This window comes from Micromonospora sp. SD19 (assembly GCF_054462275.1).
The window spans coordinates 1-19,310 of record NZ_JBTLMN010000002.1 but is presented as its reverse complement, the minus strand read 5'-3'; the positions used below and the strand labels follow the sequence as shown (position 1 = coordinate 19,310).

Annotated in this window: 14 protein-coding genes; 8 read left to right on the top strand and 6 right to left on the bottom strand. The window is 70.4% G+C overall.

The features are described 5' to 3' along the window. Positions 1-70: 70 nt before the first annotated feature. Both ACX27O_RS07290 and ACX27O_RS07285 read right to left on the bottom strand, forming a co-directional pair. Positions 71-2,140, bottom strand: coding sequence for a phosphocholine-specific phospholipase C (locus ACX27O_RS07290; protein WP_458939119.1), 2,070 nt, complete (start codon positions 2,138-2,140; stop codon positions 71-73). A gap of 135 nt (positions 2,141-2,275) precedes the next feature. Beyond that, complete coding sequence (locus ACX27O_RS07285) at positions 2,276-3,202, bottom strand: AraC family transcriptional regulator (RefSeq protein ID WP_360054538.1); 927 nt, start codon at positions 3,200-3,202, stop codon at positions 2,276-2,278. 103 nt (positions 3,203-3,305) lie between these two features. Here ACX27O_RS07285 and ACX27O_RS07280 point away from each other — a divergent pair, with 103 nt between their 5' ends. Beyond that, positions 3,306-4,136, top strand: coding sequence for an NmrA family NAD(P)-binding protein (locus ACX27O_RS07280; RefSeq protein WP_210864408.1), 831 nt, complete (start codon positions 3,306-3,308; stop codon positions 4,134-4,136). Positions 4,137-4,216: 80 nt separating this feature from the next. Further along, positions 4,217-5,260, top strand: coding sequence for an SEC-C domain-containing protein (locus tag ACX27O_RS07275; protein WP_307857719.1), 1,044 nt, complete (start codon positions 4,217-4,219; stop codon positions 5,258-5,260). 9 nt (positions 5,261-5,269) lie between these two features. On the opposite strand, the gene ACX27O_RS07270 is transcribed toward ACX27O_RS07275, so the two are convergent. Next, positions 5,270-5,875 (bottom strand): CGNR zinc finger domain-containing protein, encoded by a 606-nt coding sequence (locus ACX27O_RS07270; protein WP_210864409.1) that lies wholly within the window; start codon positions 5,873-5,875, stop codon positions 5,270-5,272. Between the two features lie 89 nt (positions 5,876-5,964). Here ACX27O_RS07270 and ACX27O_RS07265 point away from each other — a divergent pair, with 89 nt between their 5' ends. From ACX27O_RS07265 to ACX27O_RS07255, 3 genes are all read left to right on the top strand, one after another. Beyond that, the gene (locus ACX27O_RS07265) at positions 5,965-6,711 is read left to right on the top strand and encodes a metallophosphoesterase (RefSeq protein ID WP_458939118.1); all 747 of its coding nucleotides are present in this window, start codon (positions 5,965-5,967) and stop codon (positions 6,709-6,711) included. A gap of 2 nt (positions 6,712-6,713) precedes the next feature. Further along, positions 6,714-7,349 (top strand): LysE family translocator, encoded by a 636-nt coding sequence (locus ACX27O_RS07260; protein ID WP_357640238.1) that lies wholly within the window; start codon positions 6,714-6,716, stop codon positions 7,347-7,349. A 115-nt stretch (positions 7,350-7,464) separates the two neighbouring features. Then, positions 7,465-7,959 carry a DUF2231 domain-containing protein gene (locus ACX27O_RS07255; RefSeq protein WP_357640235.1) on the top strand — a complete coding sequence of 165 codons (495 nt, stop codon included), beginning with the start codon at positions 7,465-7,467 and terminating at the stop codon, positions 7,957-7,959. A 192-nt stretch (positions 7,960-8,151) separates the two neighbouring features. On the opposite strand, the gene ACX27O_RS07250 is transcribed toward ACX27O_RS07255, so the two are convergent. Beyond that, a complete protein-coding gene (locus ACX27O_RS07250; RefSeq protein ID WP_210859890.1) occupies positions 8,152-10,374 on the bottom strand; it encodes a hypothetical protein in 2,223 nt (740 codons plus the stop codon). Positions 10,375-10,574: 200 nt separating this feature from the next. Here ACX27O_RS07250 and ACX27O_RS07245 point away from each other — a divergent pair, with 200 nt between their 5' ends. After that, a complete protein-coding gene (locus ACX27O_RS07245; protein WP_210859892.1) occupies positions 10,575-11,054 on the top strand; it encodes a hypothetical protein in 480 nt (159 codons plus the stop codon). Between the two features lie 60 nt (positions 11,055-11,114). On the opposite strand, the gene ACX27O_RS07240 is transcribed toward ACX27O_RS07245, so the two are convergent. Further along, complete coding sequence (locus ACX27O_RS07240) at positions 11,115-14,465, bottom strand: S8 family peptidase (protein ID WP_458939117.1); 3,351 nt, start codon at positions 14,463-14,465, stop codon at positions 11,115-11,117. A 328-nt stretch (positions 14,466-14,793) separates the two neighbouring features. On the opposite strand from ACX27O_RS07240, the gene ACX27O_RS07235 reads away from it, so the two are divergent. Beyond that, positions 14,794-16,677 (top strand): Xaa-Pro dipeptidyl-peptidase, encoded by a 1,884-nt coding sequence (locus tag ACX27O_RS07235; protein ID WP_458939116.1) that lies wholly within the window; start codon positions 14,794-14,796, stop codon positions 16,675-16,677. A gap of 9 nt (positions 16,678-16,686) precedes the next feature. On the opposite strand, the gene ACX27O_RS07230 is transcribed toward ACX27O_RS07235, so the two are convergent. Continuing rightward, entirely contained in the window at positions 16,687-17,571 is an 885-nt protein-coding gene (locus ACX27O_RS07230) for a helix-turn-helix transcriptional regulator (protein ID WP_458939115.1), read from the bottom strand. A 189-nt stretch (positions 17,572-17,760) separates the two neighbouring features. Here ACX27O_RS07230 and ACX27O_RS07225 point away from each other — a divergent pair, with 189 nt between their 5' ends. Beyond that, on the top strand, positions 17,761-18,522 hold the full coding sequence (locus ACX27O_RS07225; RefSeq protein WP_458939114.1) for an SDR family oxidoreductase: 762 nt from the start codon (positions 17,761-17,763) through the stop codon (positions 18,520-18,522). The last annotated feature ends 788 nt before the right edge of the window (positions 18,523-19,310 follow it).

The following is a 19,310-nucleotide window of genomic DNA, read 5'->3' as shown; positions in this document are numbered from 1 at the left end:
ACGACTGAACCCACGCCGGTGCCGGGCGGCCACGTGGCGGCCGCCCGGCACGGCATCGGCGTGCGTCAGATCAGACGAGCCCGCCGAGGGACGGGTCGCTGATGCTGTCCTTGCCGTTCTCGACGTGGCCCGCGTACCGGTACTCGAAGGCGGCGTCACCCGCGACGCTGACGGTCAGGTCGTACCAGCCGTGGGTACGGGAGAGCGGCCACTGCGCCCGCTCCGTCTCGCCGGGCCGCAGCGACAGCTTGACCGGACGGGAGTAGTAGAGGTCCCGGACGGTTACCTCGACCCGCTTCGACCCACGGTTGGTGAGCGTGAGGGCGACCTTGAAGTCCCGCTCGTCGTACGAGGGGGTGACGTCGAGGTTCGACCGGCCGCCCGTGAACCGGCGGAAGAACCCGTTCGGCCCGTGCACCGACAGGTCGTACCCGGACTCGACCTTCCACGTGTCCGACAGGTGCTTGCCCGGCTCGACGGTGAAGCTGCGCGGGGCGTCCGCGCTGCCTGCCTGGCGGACCTGGAAGACCGCGGCGACCCCGCCCGAGTTGCGGAAGTCGATCCGGAACGCGCCGTCGGCGAGGTGCCCGTCGGCGTGCAGGGTGTACGGGATCGGCCGCGCCGGTCGTACCCCGTGCTCCTGCTTCGGCAGCCGCTGGTCCGCCGGCGGGACCGGCACCTCGTCGGGGTGCCGGATGAGGTCCTCGGGCTTGAAGTCGTCGGTGTCGGGCAGCCGGACCTCGCGTGAGCGGTTCGGGTGTCGGAAATCGAAGGCCGTGGTCAGGTCGCCGACGACGGCACGCCGCCACGGGGTGATGTTCTGCTCGATCAGGTCCGGCCGGCCGTGTCCGAACCGCGCCTCCAGGAACTTGATCAGCGAGGTGTGGTCGAAGACCTGGGAGTTCACGTAGCCGCCGCGGGTCCACGGCGACACGATGATCATCGGTACGCGAAGGCCGAGCCCGTAGGGTCCGGCCGGGTGGTTGGCATCGCCGGGGAAGATCTCGTTGGTGGTGGGCACCGTGGACTGCCCGTGCTCCCGCGACTGCGGCGGGGTCGGCGGGACCACGTGGTCGAAGAAGCCGCCCTCCTCGTCGTACGTGATGAAGAGCGCCATCTTGCTCCACACCTCGGGGTTCGCCGCGAGGATGTCGATGACCTGCGAGATGTACCAGGAGCCGTACGCCGGCTCCCAGTTCGGGTGCTCGGTGTACGCCTCGGGAGCGGTGATCCAGGAAACCTGGGGCAGGCGTCCCGCCTCGACGTCGGCGCGGAAGTCGGCCAGCAGCGCCTCCGGGTCGCGGCCCTGCGTCCTGATTTCGGTGCCGGTCTTGGCCTTGTCTGCCAGCGGCGTTCCGGGCTGCGCGTTCTGGTACTGGTGGAAGTAGAGCAGCGAGTTGTCGCCGTAGTTGCCGATGTACGGGTCGTTCGTCCAGCCCCAGGAGCCGCCGGCGTTCAGGCCGGTGCCGACGTCCTGGTAGATCTTCCAGGAGATGCCGTTGCGCTCCAGCCGCTCCGGGTAGGTGGACCAGTCGTAGCCGGCCTCCGCGTTGGTGATGACCGGACCGCCACCCTTGCCATCGTTGCCGACCCAGCCGCTGAACATGTGGTAGCGGTTCGGGTCGGTCGGCCCCATCAGCGAACAGTGGTAGCTGTCGCAGACAGTGAAGGCGTCGGCGAGCGCGTAGTGGTACGGCAGGTCCTGGCGGGTGTGGTAGGTCATCGCCGTGACGCCCTTGTTCGGCACCCACCTGTCGAACCGGCCGTCGTTCCAGGCGGCGTGCCCGTCGTTCCAGCCGTGCGGCGGGTCCGGCAGGAAGGTCTGGCCGAGGTCCTTCACCTCGGGCCGGAAGGGCAGCAGCTCGTTGGCCCCATTGGGCTGGTGCCACACGTCCTTGCCGGACGGCAGTGTCGCCGGATGGGGGTCACCGAATCCGCGTACGCCGCGCATGGTGCCGAAGTAGTGGTCGAAGGAACGGTTCTCCTGCATCAGGATGATGACGTGCTCGACGTCCTTGATCGTGCCCGTCCGGTTGTTCGCCGGGATGGCGAGCGCCTTGCTGAGGTCCAGCGGGAGCGCCGCGCCGATCGCGGGGACTCCCATCGCCTTGAGGAACGTGCGCCGATCCACCGTGCCCATAACTCCGCCTTTTGTGCGATCTGGTCGAGAAACTGGCGACCGGACGCTACCGACGACGGGTTGACGGCAGATGACCGTAGTTCGTTGGTATTGCGACCACTCGTCGACCGGCTCTGGGCCCTCGATGAGTGCCGGTCACGCCGCCGTGACGTCGACCCGGGTGAGCCGTCGATGCCCGCTCGGGCTCAGGCCGTGCACGCGTTTGAAGGCCGCGCTGAAGCCGAACGCGTCCGCGTACCCGAGGCGACGCGCCACGGCGGCGACCGTCGCTGTTGACTCGGACAGCAGGTCGGCGGCCACCGCCATGCGCCAGTCGGTCAGGTAGGTGAGCGGCGGTTCACCCACCAATGCGGTGAACCGTTTCGCCAGTGTGGACCGGGAAACCCCGGCCTGGACGGCCAGGCTGGCCAGGGTCCACGGTCGGCCCGGCGCGTCGTGCATGGCGCGCAGCACCGGACCGACAGTGTCGTCGCTCAGGGCGCGGTACCAGCCGGGCGCCTCGGCCTCCGGCTGGTCGAACCAGTCCCGGACCGTGCACACCAACAACCAGTCCAGCAGACGGTCCAGCACGACCTGCCGTCCGGGCCGACCCGCGTTGAGTTGGGCGTCCAGGTAGTCGCGCAGCGCGGCGCAGTCCTGGTCTTCCGGCACGACGAGCACCGGCGGCAGCGCGCCCAGCAACCGCTGAGGCACCCGACCCCGGACGTGGTACACCCCGACCAACAGCACGAGGCGGTCGGTGTGATCCGCGTCCACCGGGTCGACGACCCCGGTCTGGCCGCGCCGGACGTCCCGCAGTTCCCCGGGCTCGAAGCTCGACCGGGGCTCGGCGGAGAATACGAACGGCGCCGGCCCGCGCACGATGGCCGCCTCGCCGACCCGGACCAGGCGAGGCTTGTCGCTGTCCGGATGGGAGATCCAGCCCTCGCCCCGCATCGGAACACAGAGCGTCAGCGGGGCGCCGTCGGTGAACCGCAGCGCCCACGGCGGCGTCAGCACCGACCGGCCGAAGGCCGCGCCGTCGGCGTGCAGACCGCGCAGCAGATTGTCGAACGGGTCCATGTCTCCGACGATAGGTCGCGGAGGATGGACCGCGGACGATCGGACATGCCCGGCGTACGACAGGACATGTCCCGCAAACGACCGGGCGCGTTGACTCGTGGTCATGACGACGAACGCACCTTCGACACTCGTGATGGCCGGCACCGGCAAGACCGGTCGCCGGCTGGTCCAGACGCTGCGGGCGGCGGGTCACCACGCCCGGGCCGCCTCTCGCTCCGGTGAGGTGCGCTTCGACTGGTCGCGGCGGGATACCTGGCGGCCGGCCGTGGCAGGTGCCTCTGCTGTCTATCTGCTCGCTCCGGAGGACCCGGCGCTGGCCACCGACTTCGTGACGCAGGCAGTCGACTCAGGTGTCGGCCGGATCGTGGCGCTCTCCGGGCGCGGGATCGACCGGATCGGTAACTTCTCCCCCGGCATGCTCGCCGCGGAAGAGGCAGTGCGGAAGTCCGGCATCGAGTGGACGATCATCCGGGCGAACAACTTCAGTCAGAACTTCAGCGAGGACCTGTTTCGCCAACCACTGCTCGACGGTCGGCTGGCCCTGCCGATGGGGGCCACGCCCGAGCCGTTCGTCGACGCCCAGGACGTCGCCGACGTGGCGGCCACGCTGTTGACCTCGCCCGGTCACCACGGACAGGTGTACGACCTGTCCGGCCCCCGTGCGCTCACCTTCGCTACGGCGGTCGCCACGATCGCGCGGGTGACCGGCCGCTCGATCCGCTACGTGGAGCTCACTCCGGAGCAGTACCACGCCGAACTGCGCGCCGAGGGTTATCCGGCGCAGGCGGCCACGGGGCTGAACGCCCTGTTCGCCGGGATGCGGGCGGGCCATCTCGCCGAACCGACCGACGGGGTACGTCGAGTTCTCGGACGGGACCCGCTCGACTTCGACACCTACGCCGAACGGGCCGTTGCGGCCGGCGCGTGGTCGTAGTCCGCCCGGCGGGCGGCATGAGAGCGGCGTAACAGGTGATCTGCCCGCATACCGCGAGCACCCGGACGTACCGTGAGATCGTGTCGACGAAAGACGTACTCACCAAGGCTGACCTCGCTGAACTTCGCCGCTCGGCGCTCGGGACGGCCAACCCGCTCGGCGTCGCCGCTGATCTCGCCGAGGCGGCGGAGCAGGGCCGACTGGAGGATCCCGACGACGCCGGGGACGCGCTGACCCTGGCCGCCGAGATCGCCGAGATCCGGGCCCGACCGGATGCCGCCCTGCGCTACGCCGAGCGGGCCCTGGCGGCGTACCCGTCCGGGGACGATCCGCGGGCCGGGTTCGCCCGGGCGCTGCGGGCCCGGGCCCTGTTCCGCGCCGGCGGTCGGGCCGACGAGGCGATGGCGGAGTTGACAGCGCTGCGCCCGTTGCTGCGCACGCAGCCCCACGCCCCCGCCTACGTCAGCGCGGCGCTGGATGCCGGTGGTCGTTCGGCGATTGCCGAGCAGTGGCTGAGCGAGGCGGTCGACGCGGTGCTCAACGAACGCGCGACCGCCGCCTCCGGGCCGGCCAGCACCGCGATCGACCCGGTGGTCGATCTCGGTCCGCCGGACGCGCCCGGTGTCACCTTCTTCCTGCTGCAACAGCGGCATCGGGTACGCCGGAACCTGAACCTGCCGCACGACCGGCAGGACGACCTGGCAGACCGGCTGGAGACCCAACTCGTGCGCCGGGCCGGCGAGCGCAGGGACGCCGAGTCCGACCTGCTCTTCTGGCCCCGGGTCGAGTTCGACCGACTGCTCGCCGAGCACCCCGCGCTGAGCGAGGTGTACGGGTCGGACTGGGACGCGCACCGGGGCCGGCTGGAGAAGGAACTGGTCCGGCTGAGGGGTGCCGGTCAGGCCGGGTTGGCCGTGTTCCGTGCCACCGTGGACGGGTTGAACGCGTTTGCCGGTCGACGTGACGGCGATCCGGCCGACGCCGCGGTCCGGGCGGGATACGCGGCCGAGGTGCAGGCACGACCCAGCGCGCGGATCGCCTGGCCTCCGGAGCGCAACGACGCCTGCTGGTGCGGGTCGGGCCTCAAGTACAAGAAGGACTGCCTGCCGCGTTCCCGTAGCTGAGCGCGGCAGCTAGCGAGGTGCGGCGCGCCGCTGGTAGTGGCGGGCGACCCGGGCCCGGTTGCCGCAGGAGGGCTTGCACCACTCCTGACGCGGGTGGTCCTTGACGAAGTAGCGCACGCATCGGGGTGCGGGGCAGGCGCGCAACTCTTCGCGCGCCGGACCGGTGAGGAAGCCGATGACGGCCCGGGCCAGGCCGGCGGTGATCGCGAGCCGCGCGTCGGCGGCCTCGCCGTGCCAGGCGAGGGACGGTGCGCCCTCCTGCGCCCAGCTCAGCACGGGCCGGACCGGCACCGCCCCGGCGGCCTGGTTGAGCTGGGCGACCGCCTCCTGCGGCGAGAGCAGTGAGGCCGAGTCGGCCCGGCTCGGTGGGCCTGGGCGGACCGCCACGGCGAACAGGCCACGCGCGGCACGGCGCACCGCCACCACGTCGAGTCGGGTCCGTTCGTCGACGACGTCGCCGTGGGCGTCGAACCCGTCGACGTACTCCCGCAGTGCGTCGGCCTGCTCGTGCAGCCAGGCGGTGAGGCCGGCGAGGTCGTCGAGGTCGTCGGCGACGCCGCCGCTGCCGTCGTGCCGAATCGTGCTGACCAGGGCGAGCGCGAGCTGCGCTGACATCGGTCCCTCCGGTGCTGGCTTGTGCTGTCGATGCTGCCAAGAGTAGCTTCCCTAATGCTTACGCCGTTCGTGAACCATTAGGGGGCGCCGTGCTGGTCATCGCACACCTCAGTGACACCCACATCGACAGCCATCCCCGATCGGCCGAGCGGACCGCCCGGGTCATGGACCACCTGCACTCCCTGCCACGACCGGTCGACGCCATCCTGATCACCGGGGACATCGCCGACCATGGCGAGGTGGCCGAGTACGAGACCGCCGCGAAGCTCTTCGACTCCCCGCTGCCGGTCATGGTCTGTCCCGGCAACCACGATGTGCGCGACGCGTACCGCAAGGGTCTGCTCGGCGACGACGATGGCGGCGCCGGCCCGATCAACGCCCGGCACGACGTGGCCGGCGCGGTCTTCCTCCTCGCCGACTCGTCGGTGCCCGGTGCCGACGAGGGCCACCTGGACGACGAGACCATGGCGTGGCTCGTCGACGAGCTGGGTTCGGTGCCGGCCGGGACGCCGACGTTCATCGCCCTACATCACCCGCCGGTGGTGCTGCACCACCCGGTCATCGATCCGATGCGGCTGCTGCCGGCCGACCCCCTGGCCGACCTCGTCGCCGCCCACCCCCAGGTCGTCGCCGTGCTGACCGGGCACTTCCACACCGCCGCCGCGAGCACCTTCGCGGGCCGTCCACTGCGGATCGCGCCGGGTGTCGTCTCCACGCTGCGGATGCCCTGGGAGGGTGACGGCCCGCTGACCACCCAGACCCAGCCGCCCGGCGTCGCGTTCCACGTGTACGACGACAGCGGGCTGCTCACCACCCACTACCGGGTGGTGGTCTGAGCGTGCACGGGGTCGCGGTGCTCGGCTTCATGCTCGCCGTCGCGCCGATCACCGCCACGCCGGGCGCGAGCCTGACCCTGGTCGTCTCGCGGGTCGCCAGCGGCGGCCGGCGGCAGGGCTGGTGGGTGATCCTGGGTACGGTGACCGGGCTGTACGTGCACGCCACCCTGGCCGCTGTCGGTCTGGCCGCGCTGGTGCTCCGCTCGTCGCAGGCGTTCTGGGTCGTCAAGCTGGTCGGGGCCGGTTACCTGGTCGGGCTCGGGCTCTGGCTGCTCTGGTCCGCGTCACGCCGTCGCACGACGGCGCAACGACGACCGACGGTTGCCAGCCGGAGGCTGCCCTGGCGGGTGGACCACCCTTACCTGCAGGGGTTGCTCGGCAACGTGCTGAACCCGAAGGCCGCCGCCATCTACCTCACCCTGGCACCACAGTTCCTCGAACCGGGTCGACCGGTGCTCGTGCCGATGGTGCTTCTCGCCACGGCACACGCCGCGCTGCACACCTGTTGGCTCGCCGGCTGGACCGAGGTCTCCGGTGCCGCCGCCCGGCTGCTCCGCACCGCCTCGGTGCGACGCGCGTTCGATCGGTTGACCGGTGCGATCCTGCTCGGCCTCGGGGTACGGGCGGCGGTGACCTGAGGTCGCCGTGGCTCGCGCCCCGCCGGGCGATCGTGGGGGCTGACACATCCGAGCGGTACCGATAGCGTCCATGCCCGGACGAACGACGTCCGGCCGGTATCAGGAGGAGACGCCGATGTTCGAGGAGTTCATGGGCATCCCCGCCCACCCTCTGCTGCTGCACGCAGCCGTGGTGTTCGTGCCGCTGCTGGCCCTGCTGACCGTCGGCTACGCGTTGGTCGCCCCGATCCGGCCGCACACCCGCTGGGTGTTGGGGCTGCTCGCCGTGGGCGCGCCGATCGCCGCCCTGCTGACGAAGCTCTCCGGTGACGCCTTCCTCGATCGCATGCAGGCGGCCAACCGGGTCACTCCCGAGTTCCTGCCGAAGCTTGAGGCGCATCAGGAGTTCGGTGACATCACGCTGTACGCGACGATCGGGTTGGCCGTGGTGGCGCTGGCACTGGTCTGGTTCGTCGCGCCCAGGGCGACCGACGGCGACGTCGACCGGCGCCCCTCCCTTGCGCTGACAGTGGCGTTGCAGGTGTTGTCCGTGGTGGCCGCCGGCGTCGCCGTCTACTACGTGTTCCGTACCGGCGACTCCGGGGCGAAGGCGGTCTGGGAGGGCCAGTGACCCGCCAGGCGAGCAGCAGACCGGCCGCGATCAGCGACCGGAACGCCGCCCCGCCGGATCGACACCTCCGGCGACAGAAGGATTCGGCACCGGGTCGAGGGCGGGCCCGAGGTCTCCGGTTGCTGGTCAGCCAACACGCTGACCAGCAACCGGAGACGGCACCGGCCCAGCCGGGAGACCTGAACGGGACAGCTAGCTCTGGAATCGCCGACGGCGACGCGTCCACCAGAGCATGCCACTGCCGACGGCGATGAGCGCGGCAGCGAACGTGAGCACCAGACCGACGGGCAGGCTGTCGCCGGTGATGGGCAGACCACCACCCGATCCGCCGTCGTTGGACGGCGGCTCGGGGGTCGCGCCTCCGCCCCTGGACGCCTTCACGGTGGTGTTACCGCCGAGGTAGAGGATGTTCTTGGTCTCGGCGTCGTCGGTCATCGCCTTGACGGAGGTCTGCGTGGTGCGCGGCAGGTGCGGGTGCGCCGTGGTGAACTCCGATTTGGTGATGTTCTTCTTCGGTGCCTGTGAGAAGTCCACGCCGCCGACGGTGTAGACGTAGACCCTGCCGCCGTACTCGCGCTCGAAGCTGTAGTCGCCCTCCTTGAAGGATTTCAGGTACCGCTGCCAGGTTTCGTTCTTGTCCCACTTCGCACCGCGGATCGGCCATCGGGACACCTCGTTGCTGTTGATGATGGCGCGGTAGTCGGTGGCCTTCTCCGCGTCCTGCAGCCGGATCCACTCCGCGGCGACGCGCGAGGTGTACACCCGGCGCAGGTCGGCGTACGCCGCATGGTTGTTGATCTTCTTTTCGACTTCGGGGAGGATCATGGTGTTGACGAGGCTCTGGTTGTGCTCGATCTGCGCTTTGGTCAGGTCGCAGGTGCCGCCTGGCACAGGCGTGTTGACCTCCTGCGGAACGGAGTTGACCTTCAGCGGCGCGTCGAGGATGTAGATGCCGCCGTCCTGCTCCCGCACCTGCGCCGGCTGGGGGACGATCCAGTTGCGGATGCTGTGCAGGCAGGGCCGTCCGTCGACCCGACTCAGCGAGTCCCAGAAGCGGGCGCCGCGGGCGGTGCTGGGGTTCATCGTCTGGGCGAAGTCGTGCTTCATATCCAGGTCAGCTTCGAGCAGCACGCGGCCAGCGTCGGTCTCGCCGAACCGGTCGTCCATGATCTTGTCGGGTTGGTCCGGGTTGAGGTTCACCCAGAACTTGTCCGGGGTGAGCGCGAGCCAGGTGAAGAACGAGTCGGAGACCAGCTCCGCCTTCTCCTTGCCGCCCGCACCGGGATTGGTGTCCGGATCTGGCATCTTCTTGGCGCTGAAGGAATAGTCCAGGCCCTCGCCCTTGACCGGCGCGCCCACGAAGCGCAGTTCCAGGGTGGAGAAGTCCACGCCGCCGGGACCACGCACGCGCTGACCGGTCGTGTCCAACTGACGGGCACGCTCGATCTGCTGGCGCGCGGTCTCCGGGTTCGGCGCGGACCGGTTGATCATGTCGTTGCCGCCGCCGCGTGAGCCCTGGTTCACGCCCGGCTTGGCGTTGAGGGTGGAGTCGTACCTGCTGTGCGGGCCAGGCGTGTAGCGGACGACTGCAGTGGAACGGTGCTCGTAGGTGGTGACCCTTGGCCTGCCCTGCGCGTCGTTGCCGATGTCCGCGCCCAGGTTCCGCACAGCCGTCCTGGTCTTCGGTTCCTGCTCCTGGCCGAAGGCGTACCGCAGTTTGTAGTCCTGGTACCTCGGGTCCTTGAGTACGACGCGGTCCTTCGGCGGCTGGCTCGTGTCGTGCGCGCCGCCGGACTTGAACTCGACGAATTCCTTGGTCCGGTGGTTGGCCGCGTCGTACTTGCGGATGGTCTTGCCGTCCTTGTCGAGGATGTACTCCTCACACAGCCAGTCCGGTCCGACGAGGTTCAGATCGCGTACGATCTTCGCGGTGAACGCGGCACCACGCCGGTTACGGGCGTAGTTCTCGATGTAGACCTCGTTCAGCCACTCGTCGAACGTGCCCGCGAACGGCCTGGTGCCGTTCTTCTGGTTGTTGTTGTAGGTGGCGTAGACCCGCTTCGGGTCGCCCTCCTTGTATCGCGAGCTGTCCTCGCCGATCTCGTCCAGGAATTTCGTGCGTTCGGCCGGGTCAGAGGGAAGGGTCAGACCGTCCATGGCCTGCCGTGGGTTGTCGAACTCGTACTCGTCCCAGTCCGCCTCGCGACGGATCGTGCTGTCCGCCGGCAGTCCGCCCGGCTTCGCTGGATCGCCTCTGACGCCGTACATCTCGTCGCAGCGCTTCGCCTTCGGTGCCGCCTCCACGCCGCCGGTGAGAACAGGCAGGCCACTGAAGGTCATCACGCTGGCGCAGGCGACCGCCACCGCGATTCGCGCCAGGCTGCGTGGGCGACGTCTGGGTGTCGGGTAGCTCATCTGGATCCTCGTCTGGGGAGGCTGAAAGACCAGACAGCGGAAGCGCTGCGGCAGATGCCTCCCCGTAGTCATCTGGTCACCAGCGCCGTCAGGCACCCTAGGCGTGAGTTCGCCGCCGATGCAGTCCAGCACTACCTGATCGATAGCTTTGGATGCGGGATCGTTACGTTCGCGCCACCACAGTCGTAGGGTGGAACGCCATGAGCGTCGATCGGCAGAGCGAAGAGCAGGAGTGGGCCGACAACCCACGGCTGAACGCGTGGCTGGCGAAGCAGGAGGCGGCCTTCCCGGGGTGGGCGCAGCAGAGTGGCCAGGCGTGGGACTTCACGCCCGGGTCGCTGGATCAGCTCGAAGACCTGCTCCGGCGGCAGTTCTCCATCTGGGAGGAGGTGAGCGCGGCGCAGGAGGATCCGATCGTGGCAGTCTCGGCCTGGTACCTCGGCGAGGTGCAGAACCGGCACTACGGCACCGTGTGGCACTGCAACCCGCAACTCCCGGTGAACCACCCTGACCAGGACGGCACACCGTTCGTGCTCATGCCCGAGGATCCACGCGACGAGTACGAAGAGGACGACGACGAAAGGTACCGACCCGGCAACAACCCCTTCGTCGAGATCCGAGCCCTGTTTGTCCGGGGCCCGGAGAACCGACTGCGTGACGTCCTCAACCGGTACCGATGACGGTCTCGGGGTGCCGGTGCGGCCCGGTCGAGGGCCCGGGCCGCACCAGCGGGGTGACCGTCAGCCGGCGTGGTACGCCCGGATGATGGTCTGGTCGATGCCGCTACCACCGTTCGCGCCGGCCTTCACCCGCAGCGAGACGGCCTGCCCGGCGGCGGCCTTCGGCAGCACGACCCGGTAGCTGTCGCCGCTGCTGGTGACCCGGGCCGAGGTCCAGGTGGCACCGTCGTTGGTCGACGTCCACACCTCGAACGAGGTCACCTTCTGCGCCGTGACACCGTGTGCCTGCCGGACGGCCAGCTCGGCCGTACCGCCGGTGGCGTGGTTGTTGGTGTCCATCGGCAGCGCGTAGTCCAGCGCGAGCAGCGGCAACGGCACGCTTGCGGTCCCGTCCGGCCCGGCCGACCGGAACGTCCACGAGGTGCTGACCTTGGTGGAGATCGGCAGGATCAGGCTCGTGTCGACGTCGAGGGTCAACCGGTAGTCAGACAGCTGCTGCGGCACCGTGAAGTCGGCGAGCGGGCGGTCCCGTTCCTCGACCAGCTTGCCGTTGCGGTACAGCGACAGCTTGCGGTTCACACCGATGGAGGGGCCCTGGAGGCAGTCGGCCCGCTGGTGCTGGTCGGTCAGCGACACCAGGTCGATGTGCAGGTTGCCCCGGGTCCGCGACGGCGCGGTGGCGCAGCTGTGGTCGACGCCGGCCGGGTCGTCGTAGAAGCCGGAGTGCAGGGGTTGCCGCGCCCACACCTTGGTCTGCTGGCTGCCCGGCTGGTAGCTGCGGGGCGCCTCCTGGGCCGACAGGCCACCGTAGACACCCTCGTCCGCCCAGCGGAACCCGGGCGAGAGGTAGTCGGTGCGGTTCGGCGGCAGGTTCCCCTCGTGGGTCTGCGTCACCGGGAACCCGTCCGGCGTGAAGCCGCTGCGGACCAGTTGGGTGACCATCCCCTCCGAGTCCATCTGGTGGAATCGCTCATCGATGCGGGCGAGCGTCGCCTGCTCGGCCCGGCCCACCCGGAAGGCGGGGTCGGCCGGTACGCCGTCCGGGTACTCGTGCACCAGGTTGTACCGGTACGGCTTGGCCGTGCCGGCCGGCGAATCGAGGTTGACGGCCGCCCAGCTGCTCCGGGATCCGACACCGGGTTTCGGCATCGCGGTGGTGCGGACAGTGGTCTGGGACCCGTACCCGCTGACCTGGTGCCACCAGGACAACCCGTTCGGCGCGGTCTGGACGTTGGTGAGGTCGGTCTTGGTGGGTGTGGTGGACACCCCGTCGACAGTCGCCGTCACCGGCCTGGCCCGCGCCGGGTCGAGGGTCACGCTCCGGGCACCGCGCACGTCCAGGTCGGCCTCGGCGGCGAGCGTGGTCTCCAGCACGTCACTGTCGACGTAGTAGGCGACGGACGAGCCGAGGATCGCGTACCGGCCGGCTGGCACCCGCAGCGTGAAGGTGTCTCCGGGGGCACCGCCCGCGCCGCTGTAGTAGACCACCGGGTCGGCGAGGTTGGTGACCAGCAGGTTGATCCAGCTCTCCGCGCCGTCCTTGAGCCCGGGCAGCGGCTTCGTGTGGATGGTCAGGTCATAGCTGGGCGGCTCGACGGAGAAGCTCACCGGGGTGGTCGAGACCAGCTTGCGGCCGGGACCGCGCGCGGTGACGGTGGCCAGGTAGAAGCCCGGCCGGGCGGACAGCGCCGCACGGTCGATCCGCACTGTCGTACCGGCGGTGGAACCGCGCTTGAGCGTCACCCGGTCGGTCGACAGCGACGCCGCCCCGCGCGGCACCGGCTGGCCGTCGTGGTTGACCACCGACACGTCGAGGTCGAGGTGGGTCGTCGCCGGGGTCGCCGCGCCGGTCCAGCTCAGCTTCGCCTCGCTGGTCCCGGACTGCGGGTACGCGAAGGTGCCGAGGTTGACCACCGGCTGGTTGCTGGTCGGGCCGCCGAGGGCCCGCGCCGCGTTGAGCCGGCCGGCCCCGACGGCGTACGCGTCGACACCGGTCAGCGGGTCGGCGGCGCCGACGAGCGCGGCCTTGATCTGCTCGCCGGTCCAGTCGGGGTGCCGCTGGACGAGGAGCGCGGCGGCGCCCGCCACGTGCGGGCTGGCCATCGAGGTGCCGCTGATCGCCTCGTAGTGCTCGTCGATCGGATCCTGCAGGTTGGTGCCGGCGGCCCGGGCGGCGACGATGTCGACACCGGGCGCCACCAGTTCCGGCTTCGCCACGTGGCTGGTGACCAGCGGTCCGCGGCTGGAGAAGTCGGCGAGCTTGTCGTTGCGGTCGACAGCGCCGACGGTCAGCGCGCTGGCGGCGGAGCCGGGCGAGGAGATCGCGCCGCCGCTGTTGCCGGCGGCGATCACGAAGAGGACGCCGGTGGACTTGCTCAGACCGTCGACGGCGAGCGAGAGCGGGTCGTTGCCGTCGTCCGCGTCGCTGCCGCCGAGGCTCATGTTGATGACGTCGGCTCGGGCGGCGGCCCACTCCATGCCGGCGATGATGCCGGAGTCCTCACCGGAGCCGTGGTCGTCGAGGACCTTGCCGATCATCAGCCTGGCGTCCGGCGCCACGCCGCGACGCTGCCCCTGTGCGGCCGCGCCGGTGCCGGCGATGGTGGCGGCGACGTGCGTACCGTGGCCGTTGTGGTCGACGGCGTCACCGCCCTCGGCGGTGAAGTCGGCCCGGTCGGCGACCCGGCCGACCAGGTCCGGGTGGGTGAAGTCGGCGCCGGTGTCGAGCACCGCGACGGTGCTCCCCTTGCCGGTGTAGCCAGCCCGCCAGGCGTCGGACGCGGCGATCTGCTCCAGGTTGCGGTCGAGGTCGGCGCGCTTGCCGCCGGTCAGCGCGGTGGCGCGGACCCTGCGGTCGAGCCAGACCTTCTTCGCGCCGGCGAGCAGCGAGTTCGTCGCCAGCTTCGCGGTGGCCGGGCCCTTCTTGGGTACGCGGCCGGCGACCGCGCCGATGCTGGGCAACGGCAGCACGTCGCCGAGCGCGGCCACCCGGGCCGACGCCGTGGCGGGCTGCACGATGAGCGGCAACTCGAGGGTGTTCTCGTCGTCGTACCCGTCGGCGATCAGCGCGGTGACGTCGAAGAGGTCGGGGTCGAGGACCGAGCCGATCTGGGACGCGACGCGGGCGGGGATGACGTGCAGGTGACCGTCGGGGCCACAGTTCTGGCGGATCACCGCGTTCTCGTCGGCCGGCCGGACCGTGGCGTGCGGGCAGCCCGGTCCGGTGTCCCGTACGGTCACCACGTCCCCGGTCAGCAGGGTGACGGTGTGCGTCTTCGGATCGGCCGTGGCTGCGGGTGCGCCGGTCTGACCGATGTGGCTGGGTCCGGCCGTGGCCGCGCCGCCCGGTAGGGCGGTCAGCGTGGTGGCCGTGACGGCGATGGCCAACAGCCACCGCGTTTTCCTGAGCATGGTGCTCCTCGTCTTATGTGGACGAAAGCGCCTCTTCGGGCGACTTCCCGCAAGATCATATGCACGGAGACGACCAGGCGGGCACCCCTTGACGAGGGGGTTTTCCGGCCCACGCGCTGCGGATTTCGGCGTTGTATCGCCGACGGGCTCAGTTCGATGTCGTTTCGATTGCGGCCCGCCGGACCGGCGGCGACGGCGTGGACGACAGGTGCGTACCCGGTCGAAGGGATCGACGCGACGCCGGACCGGACCTAGCATGGCGACGAATGGATCTTCGAGATCGGCCCCCGCCGACCCCGGCAACCAGCCCAACCGAAGGGAGACGCGCATGCGTCGACCCCGTCATCTGGCACTCCTGAGCGTCGGCGTGTCCGGCGCGCTGGTGCTCAGCGCAGCCCCACCAGCGGCTGCCGCCCCGCCCCCGCCCACCACGCCCACCGGCATCGTGGTCAGCGACGGCATGACCCAACCCGTGTTCTCGCTCGCCGACGCGATCGAGGAACGCGTGTTCGTCCAGACCCCGGTGGACACCGACCACGACGGTCGACTCGACCGGGTGGCCATCGACATCTCCCGTCCCCGGGAAACCGCCACCCAGGGCTTCAAGGTGCCGGTCATCTTCGAGCACAGCCCCTACCGCAAGGGCACCTGGGGTGACGTGCCGTACCCGAGCGTGCTGGTCGACGACCTGCCGCAGAACGGTCTGACCGACCGCTCCGGCCGCCGGGCGCTCGACGTGGGCACGCAGCGGGCCCAGGCCAAGGCCAACCTGCCCGGCTCGCTGGACGACTACTACGTGCCCCGCGGGTACGCGGTGGTGCTCGGCCAGAGCGTCGGCACCGGCGACTCGGACGGCTGCCCGACCAGCGGCGACCAGGCCGAGACGCTGGGCACCAAGGCCGTCATCGACTGGCTCAACGGCCGGGCGAAGGGGTACGACGCCAACGGCGCCCCGGTCACCGCCGGCTGGACCACCGGCGCGGTCGGCATGACCGGGGTCTCCTACAACGGGACGCTGCCCAACCAGGTCGCCACCACGGGCGTCAAGGGGCTCAAGACCATCGTGCCGGTCTCCGCGATCAGCAGCTGGTACGACTACTACCGGGCCAACGGCCTCGTCGTCGCACCCGGCACGTTCCAGGGCGAGGACCTCGACATCCTGGCCCAGTACACCGCCGGACAGGCCCGCGCCGAGGGGCAGTGCGCCGACGAGCTCGCGAAGATCACCGAGGAGCAGGACCGGATCACCGGCGACTACTCCACGTTCTGGCGCGACCGCGACTACCTCGACGCCCGCGACGTCGAGGCCAGCGTCTTCGTGGTGCACGGCCTCAACGACTGGAACGTGAAGACCGAACACTTCGCCGGCTGGTGGGACGAGCTCGCCAAGCGCCACGTGCCGCGCAAGATCTGGCTGCACCAGGGCGGGCACGGCGGCCCGGGCAGCAGCGCCTCGGTGACCCTGCCGAGCGGCCAGACGTGGACGTACAAGCAGACCGAGAACCGCTGGTTCGACTTCTGGTTGTGGAACGTACGCAACGGCATCATGGACGAGCCGACGGCGGTGCTCCAGCGCGAGGACCGCGCCTACACCACGTACGCCAACTGGCCCGACCCGGCCGCGCGGGAGGTCGGGCTGCGCTTCGCCGCCACCGACGCCACCGCGCCGGGCACCCTCACCACCGGCAAGCCGCCCAAGGCCGCTGTCGAGCAGAGCTTCGTCGACGAGGGCCGGACCATCCACCCGGACACCCTGGTGTCCGATCCGGACACCGCGAGCGCCAACCGGCTCGCCTACCGATCCCCGGAGCTGACGCAGAGCGTACGCATCTCAGGGCGTCCGGAGATGCGGCTGCGGATGGCGATCGACAACAAGCCGGACGCGAACCTCACCGCGTACCTGGTCGACTACGGCCCGGCCGGGTCGACCGTCGCACCGACAGTGGTGACGCGAGGCTGGATGGACCCGCAGAACCGCAAGAGCGCCGCCCGCACCGAGCCGGTCAAGCAGGGCAAGCTGTACGACTACCGGTGGACCATGGAGCCGAAGGACTACGTCTTCCCGGCGGGCCACCGCATCGGCGTGGTGGTCTTCTCCAGCGACCAGGAGTACACCCTGCTGCCGCTGGGCGGCACCGAGCTGCGGGTCGCGCCGAAGGACAGCGAGCTGCGACTGCCGGTGGTCGGCGGGCGGGCCGTCCTCGGTTTCTGATCAGCTCCGTCAACGGGTGGGGCGGTTCGACGACGCGTCGGGCCGCCCCACCCGGCTGTTGTCGTCGGCAATCTCGGTGTGCGCGAGTGCGGCGAGCAGCCGCAGTTTCTCGTCGCTGTCGCTGTCCTTGTCGGGGTAGTAGACGACGAGGATGACGTCACCGATGGGGAGTTTGTCCCGGTGGAGGCGCAGTTCACCGACGACGGGATGGTGGACGGTGGTCGTGCCCCCGTCGAGGCTGCGGACGTCGTGGCGGGCCCACAGGGTCCGGAACCGCTGACTGGACAGCGCGAGTTCGCCCACCAGCTCGACGAACCGGGGGTTGTCGATGTCGTCGCCGATGGTGGTGCGCAGGGTGGCGATGAAGTCGGCGGTGGCCTTCGTCCAGTCCTGGTGGAAGGCTCGTTCCTCCGGATCGAGCAGGAGCGAGCGCAGCCGGTTCTGACCGGGCCGCAGGCGCGGGGAGAGCGCCACGGCCATCGGGTTGGAGGCCAGGACGTCGAAGGCGCGTCCTTCCACGAACGCGGGGATCTGAAGGTGGGCGAGCAGTTCGTACACCCGCGCCGGTACGTGCTCGGACCGCTTGCGGCGCGGCGCCCTGGGACGCGCCGCCGCGAGGTCGAGCAGATACGTCCGCTCGATGTCGTCGAGTTGCAGGACGCGCGCGAGTGATTCGAGGACCTGCGGTGAGGGGTTCTTGTCCCGGCCCCGTTCCAGCCGCAGGTAGTAGTCGGGGCTGATCCCGGCGAGCAGGGCGACCTCCTCGCGGCGCAGGCCGGGCACGCGGCGCCGGCCGCCGGTCGGGAGCCCCACCTGCGCCGGTGAGACCAGTTCGCGCCGGGCCCGGAGGTAGCTGCCCAGCCGGTGGCCGCCGCCCGACTCCTCATCCCTCATGCTCACCACGGTAGTGCGGTGCGCGTGCCGCAGAGGGGTCCTGGTGGGACCTGGGAAAACGGGGGCCCTGCCACCCCCGCCGGGCCCCGTCAAGACTGTGATCGCGCTGTCGTCGAGAAGGACAGCGCGCATCACTGTTCGCGCCGCGAGTTGACGCGTCGGCGCCCTCTGGATCGAAGGGAAGATCTCGTGGATCTCTCCAACCGCACAGTTCTCATCGTCGGCGGCACGTCGGGTATCGGGCGGGAGCTGGCCCGGCGGTTCGCCGCGGCGGGCAGCACGGTGGCCGTTGGCGGTCGCAACCCCGAAGCCCTCTCCGCGCTCGCCGCGGAAGGTTTCGGCACGTTCGGCATCGACGTCACCGACGGCGCCTCTGTCGGCGCTGTCCGGGACGCCGTGCTCGCCCGTTACCCCGAACTGGACACGGTGGTGACGATGTCGGGTGTCATGCTCACCGAAGACCTTCGCGATCCTGCGCACTTCGGGGCGGCGCAGGCGACGATCGACACCAACCTGGTCGGCACCATCCGGGTCATCGACGCCTTCACGCCGCACCTGGTGGGTCGGGGTGCCGGCACCTTCATCACCGTCACCTCCGGCATCGCCTTCCTGCCGTTCCCGCCCATGCCCAGCTACGCCGCCTCGAAGGCAGCGGTGCACGCCTACTCCGAGGCGCTGCGCGCGCAGCTCGACGGCACCGGTGTCGACGTCGTCGAGCTCGTTCCCCCGGCCGTCGCGACAGCCGGGCAGGAGAAGGTGAACCCGCACGCGCTGCCGCTCGACGACTTCGCCACCGAGGTCATGCAGCTGCTCTCGGCGAACCCCACCCCGCGCGAAATCCTCGTGAAGGGCGTTCTCATGCACCGTTGGGCCGAACGTGACGGGACCTACGCCGATCTCGTCGCGCAGCGCGCGAAGGCCCTGGCGATGCTCCCCGGTCGCGAAGGCTGACACCCCTCCCGATCGGGAGGGCTTCGTCGAGGGGCACGCGAACGGGCCCGCGACGTGACCCAAGGGTGGGACCGGGTCCGGCCAAGTCGCCCGGTTCCGTCAGGCACTGTCTCCCCGCGTCGGCCCCGGTCGAGCGGGCGCAAATGGCGCAGACGGACGTGATCCACTCGGCTTTCAGGAAACCGCGGTATCCCCCACACCCGGACAGCGCGCTTTTCAGGAACCCGAGTCGATCATCCCGTTCGTCCGTCATGTCGGGGCATCCCGGCGAGCACCGGTGTCCGGTTTGGGTGGGGATGTCGGGTGGTCGGGGCCACCCCGACGGCGGAATCGGGGGCCGGGCCGGGTCGTTATACCTGGCAGACCACCGCGCCCCCGCCGGCCGGTGGAGCAGCCGCCGGGAACACCCGCCCGGCCGCCCCGGTTACATCCCCCGCACGGCCAAGCACCACCGGCCAGCTCCGGGCACGCCGAACCAGCCAGCCCCCGAGCATCACAACAGGGCCGATGGGCCGGCGGAATGACCCGCCACCGCGAACCGTTACACCCTGTCCCGACGCCGACCCCAGCGGGTCGCCGGGCCCCCGCGAACCTCCCCGCACCGCCACGCACCCCCGCGTTCAGTGCTCGTGCGGAAACACCCCCGATGCAGAGGAGCACGCCATCATGCGTACCGATCTGATCCGTAAGACCGCCCTGACCGCCGCCGGCCTCGCCTTCACCGGCGGTGCCATCGCCGGCCCCGTCACCACCGCTTTCGCCGCCCCGAACACCAGCAAGCCGGCGTC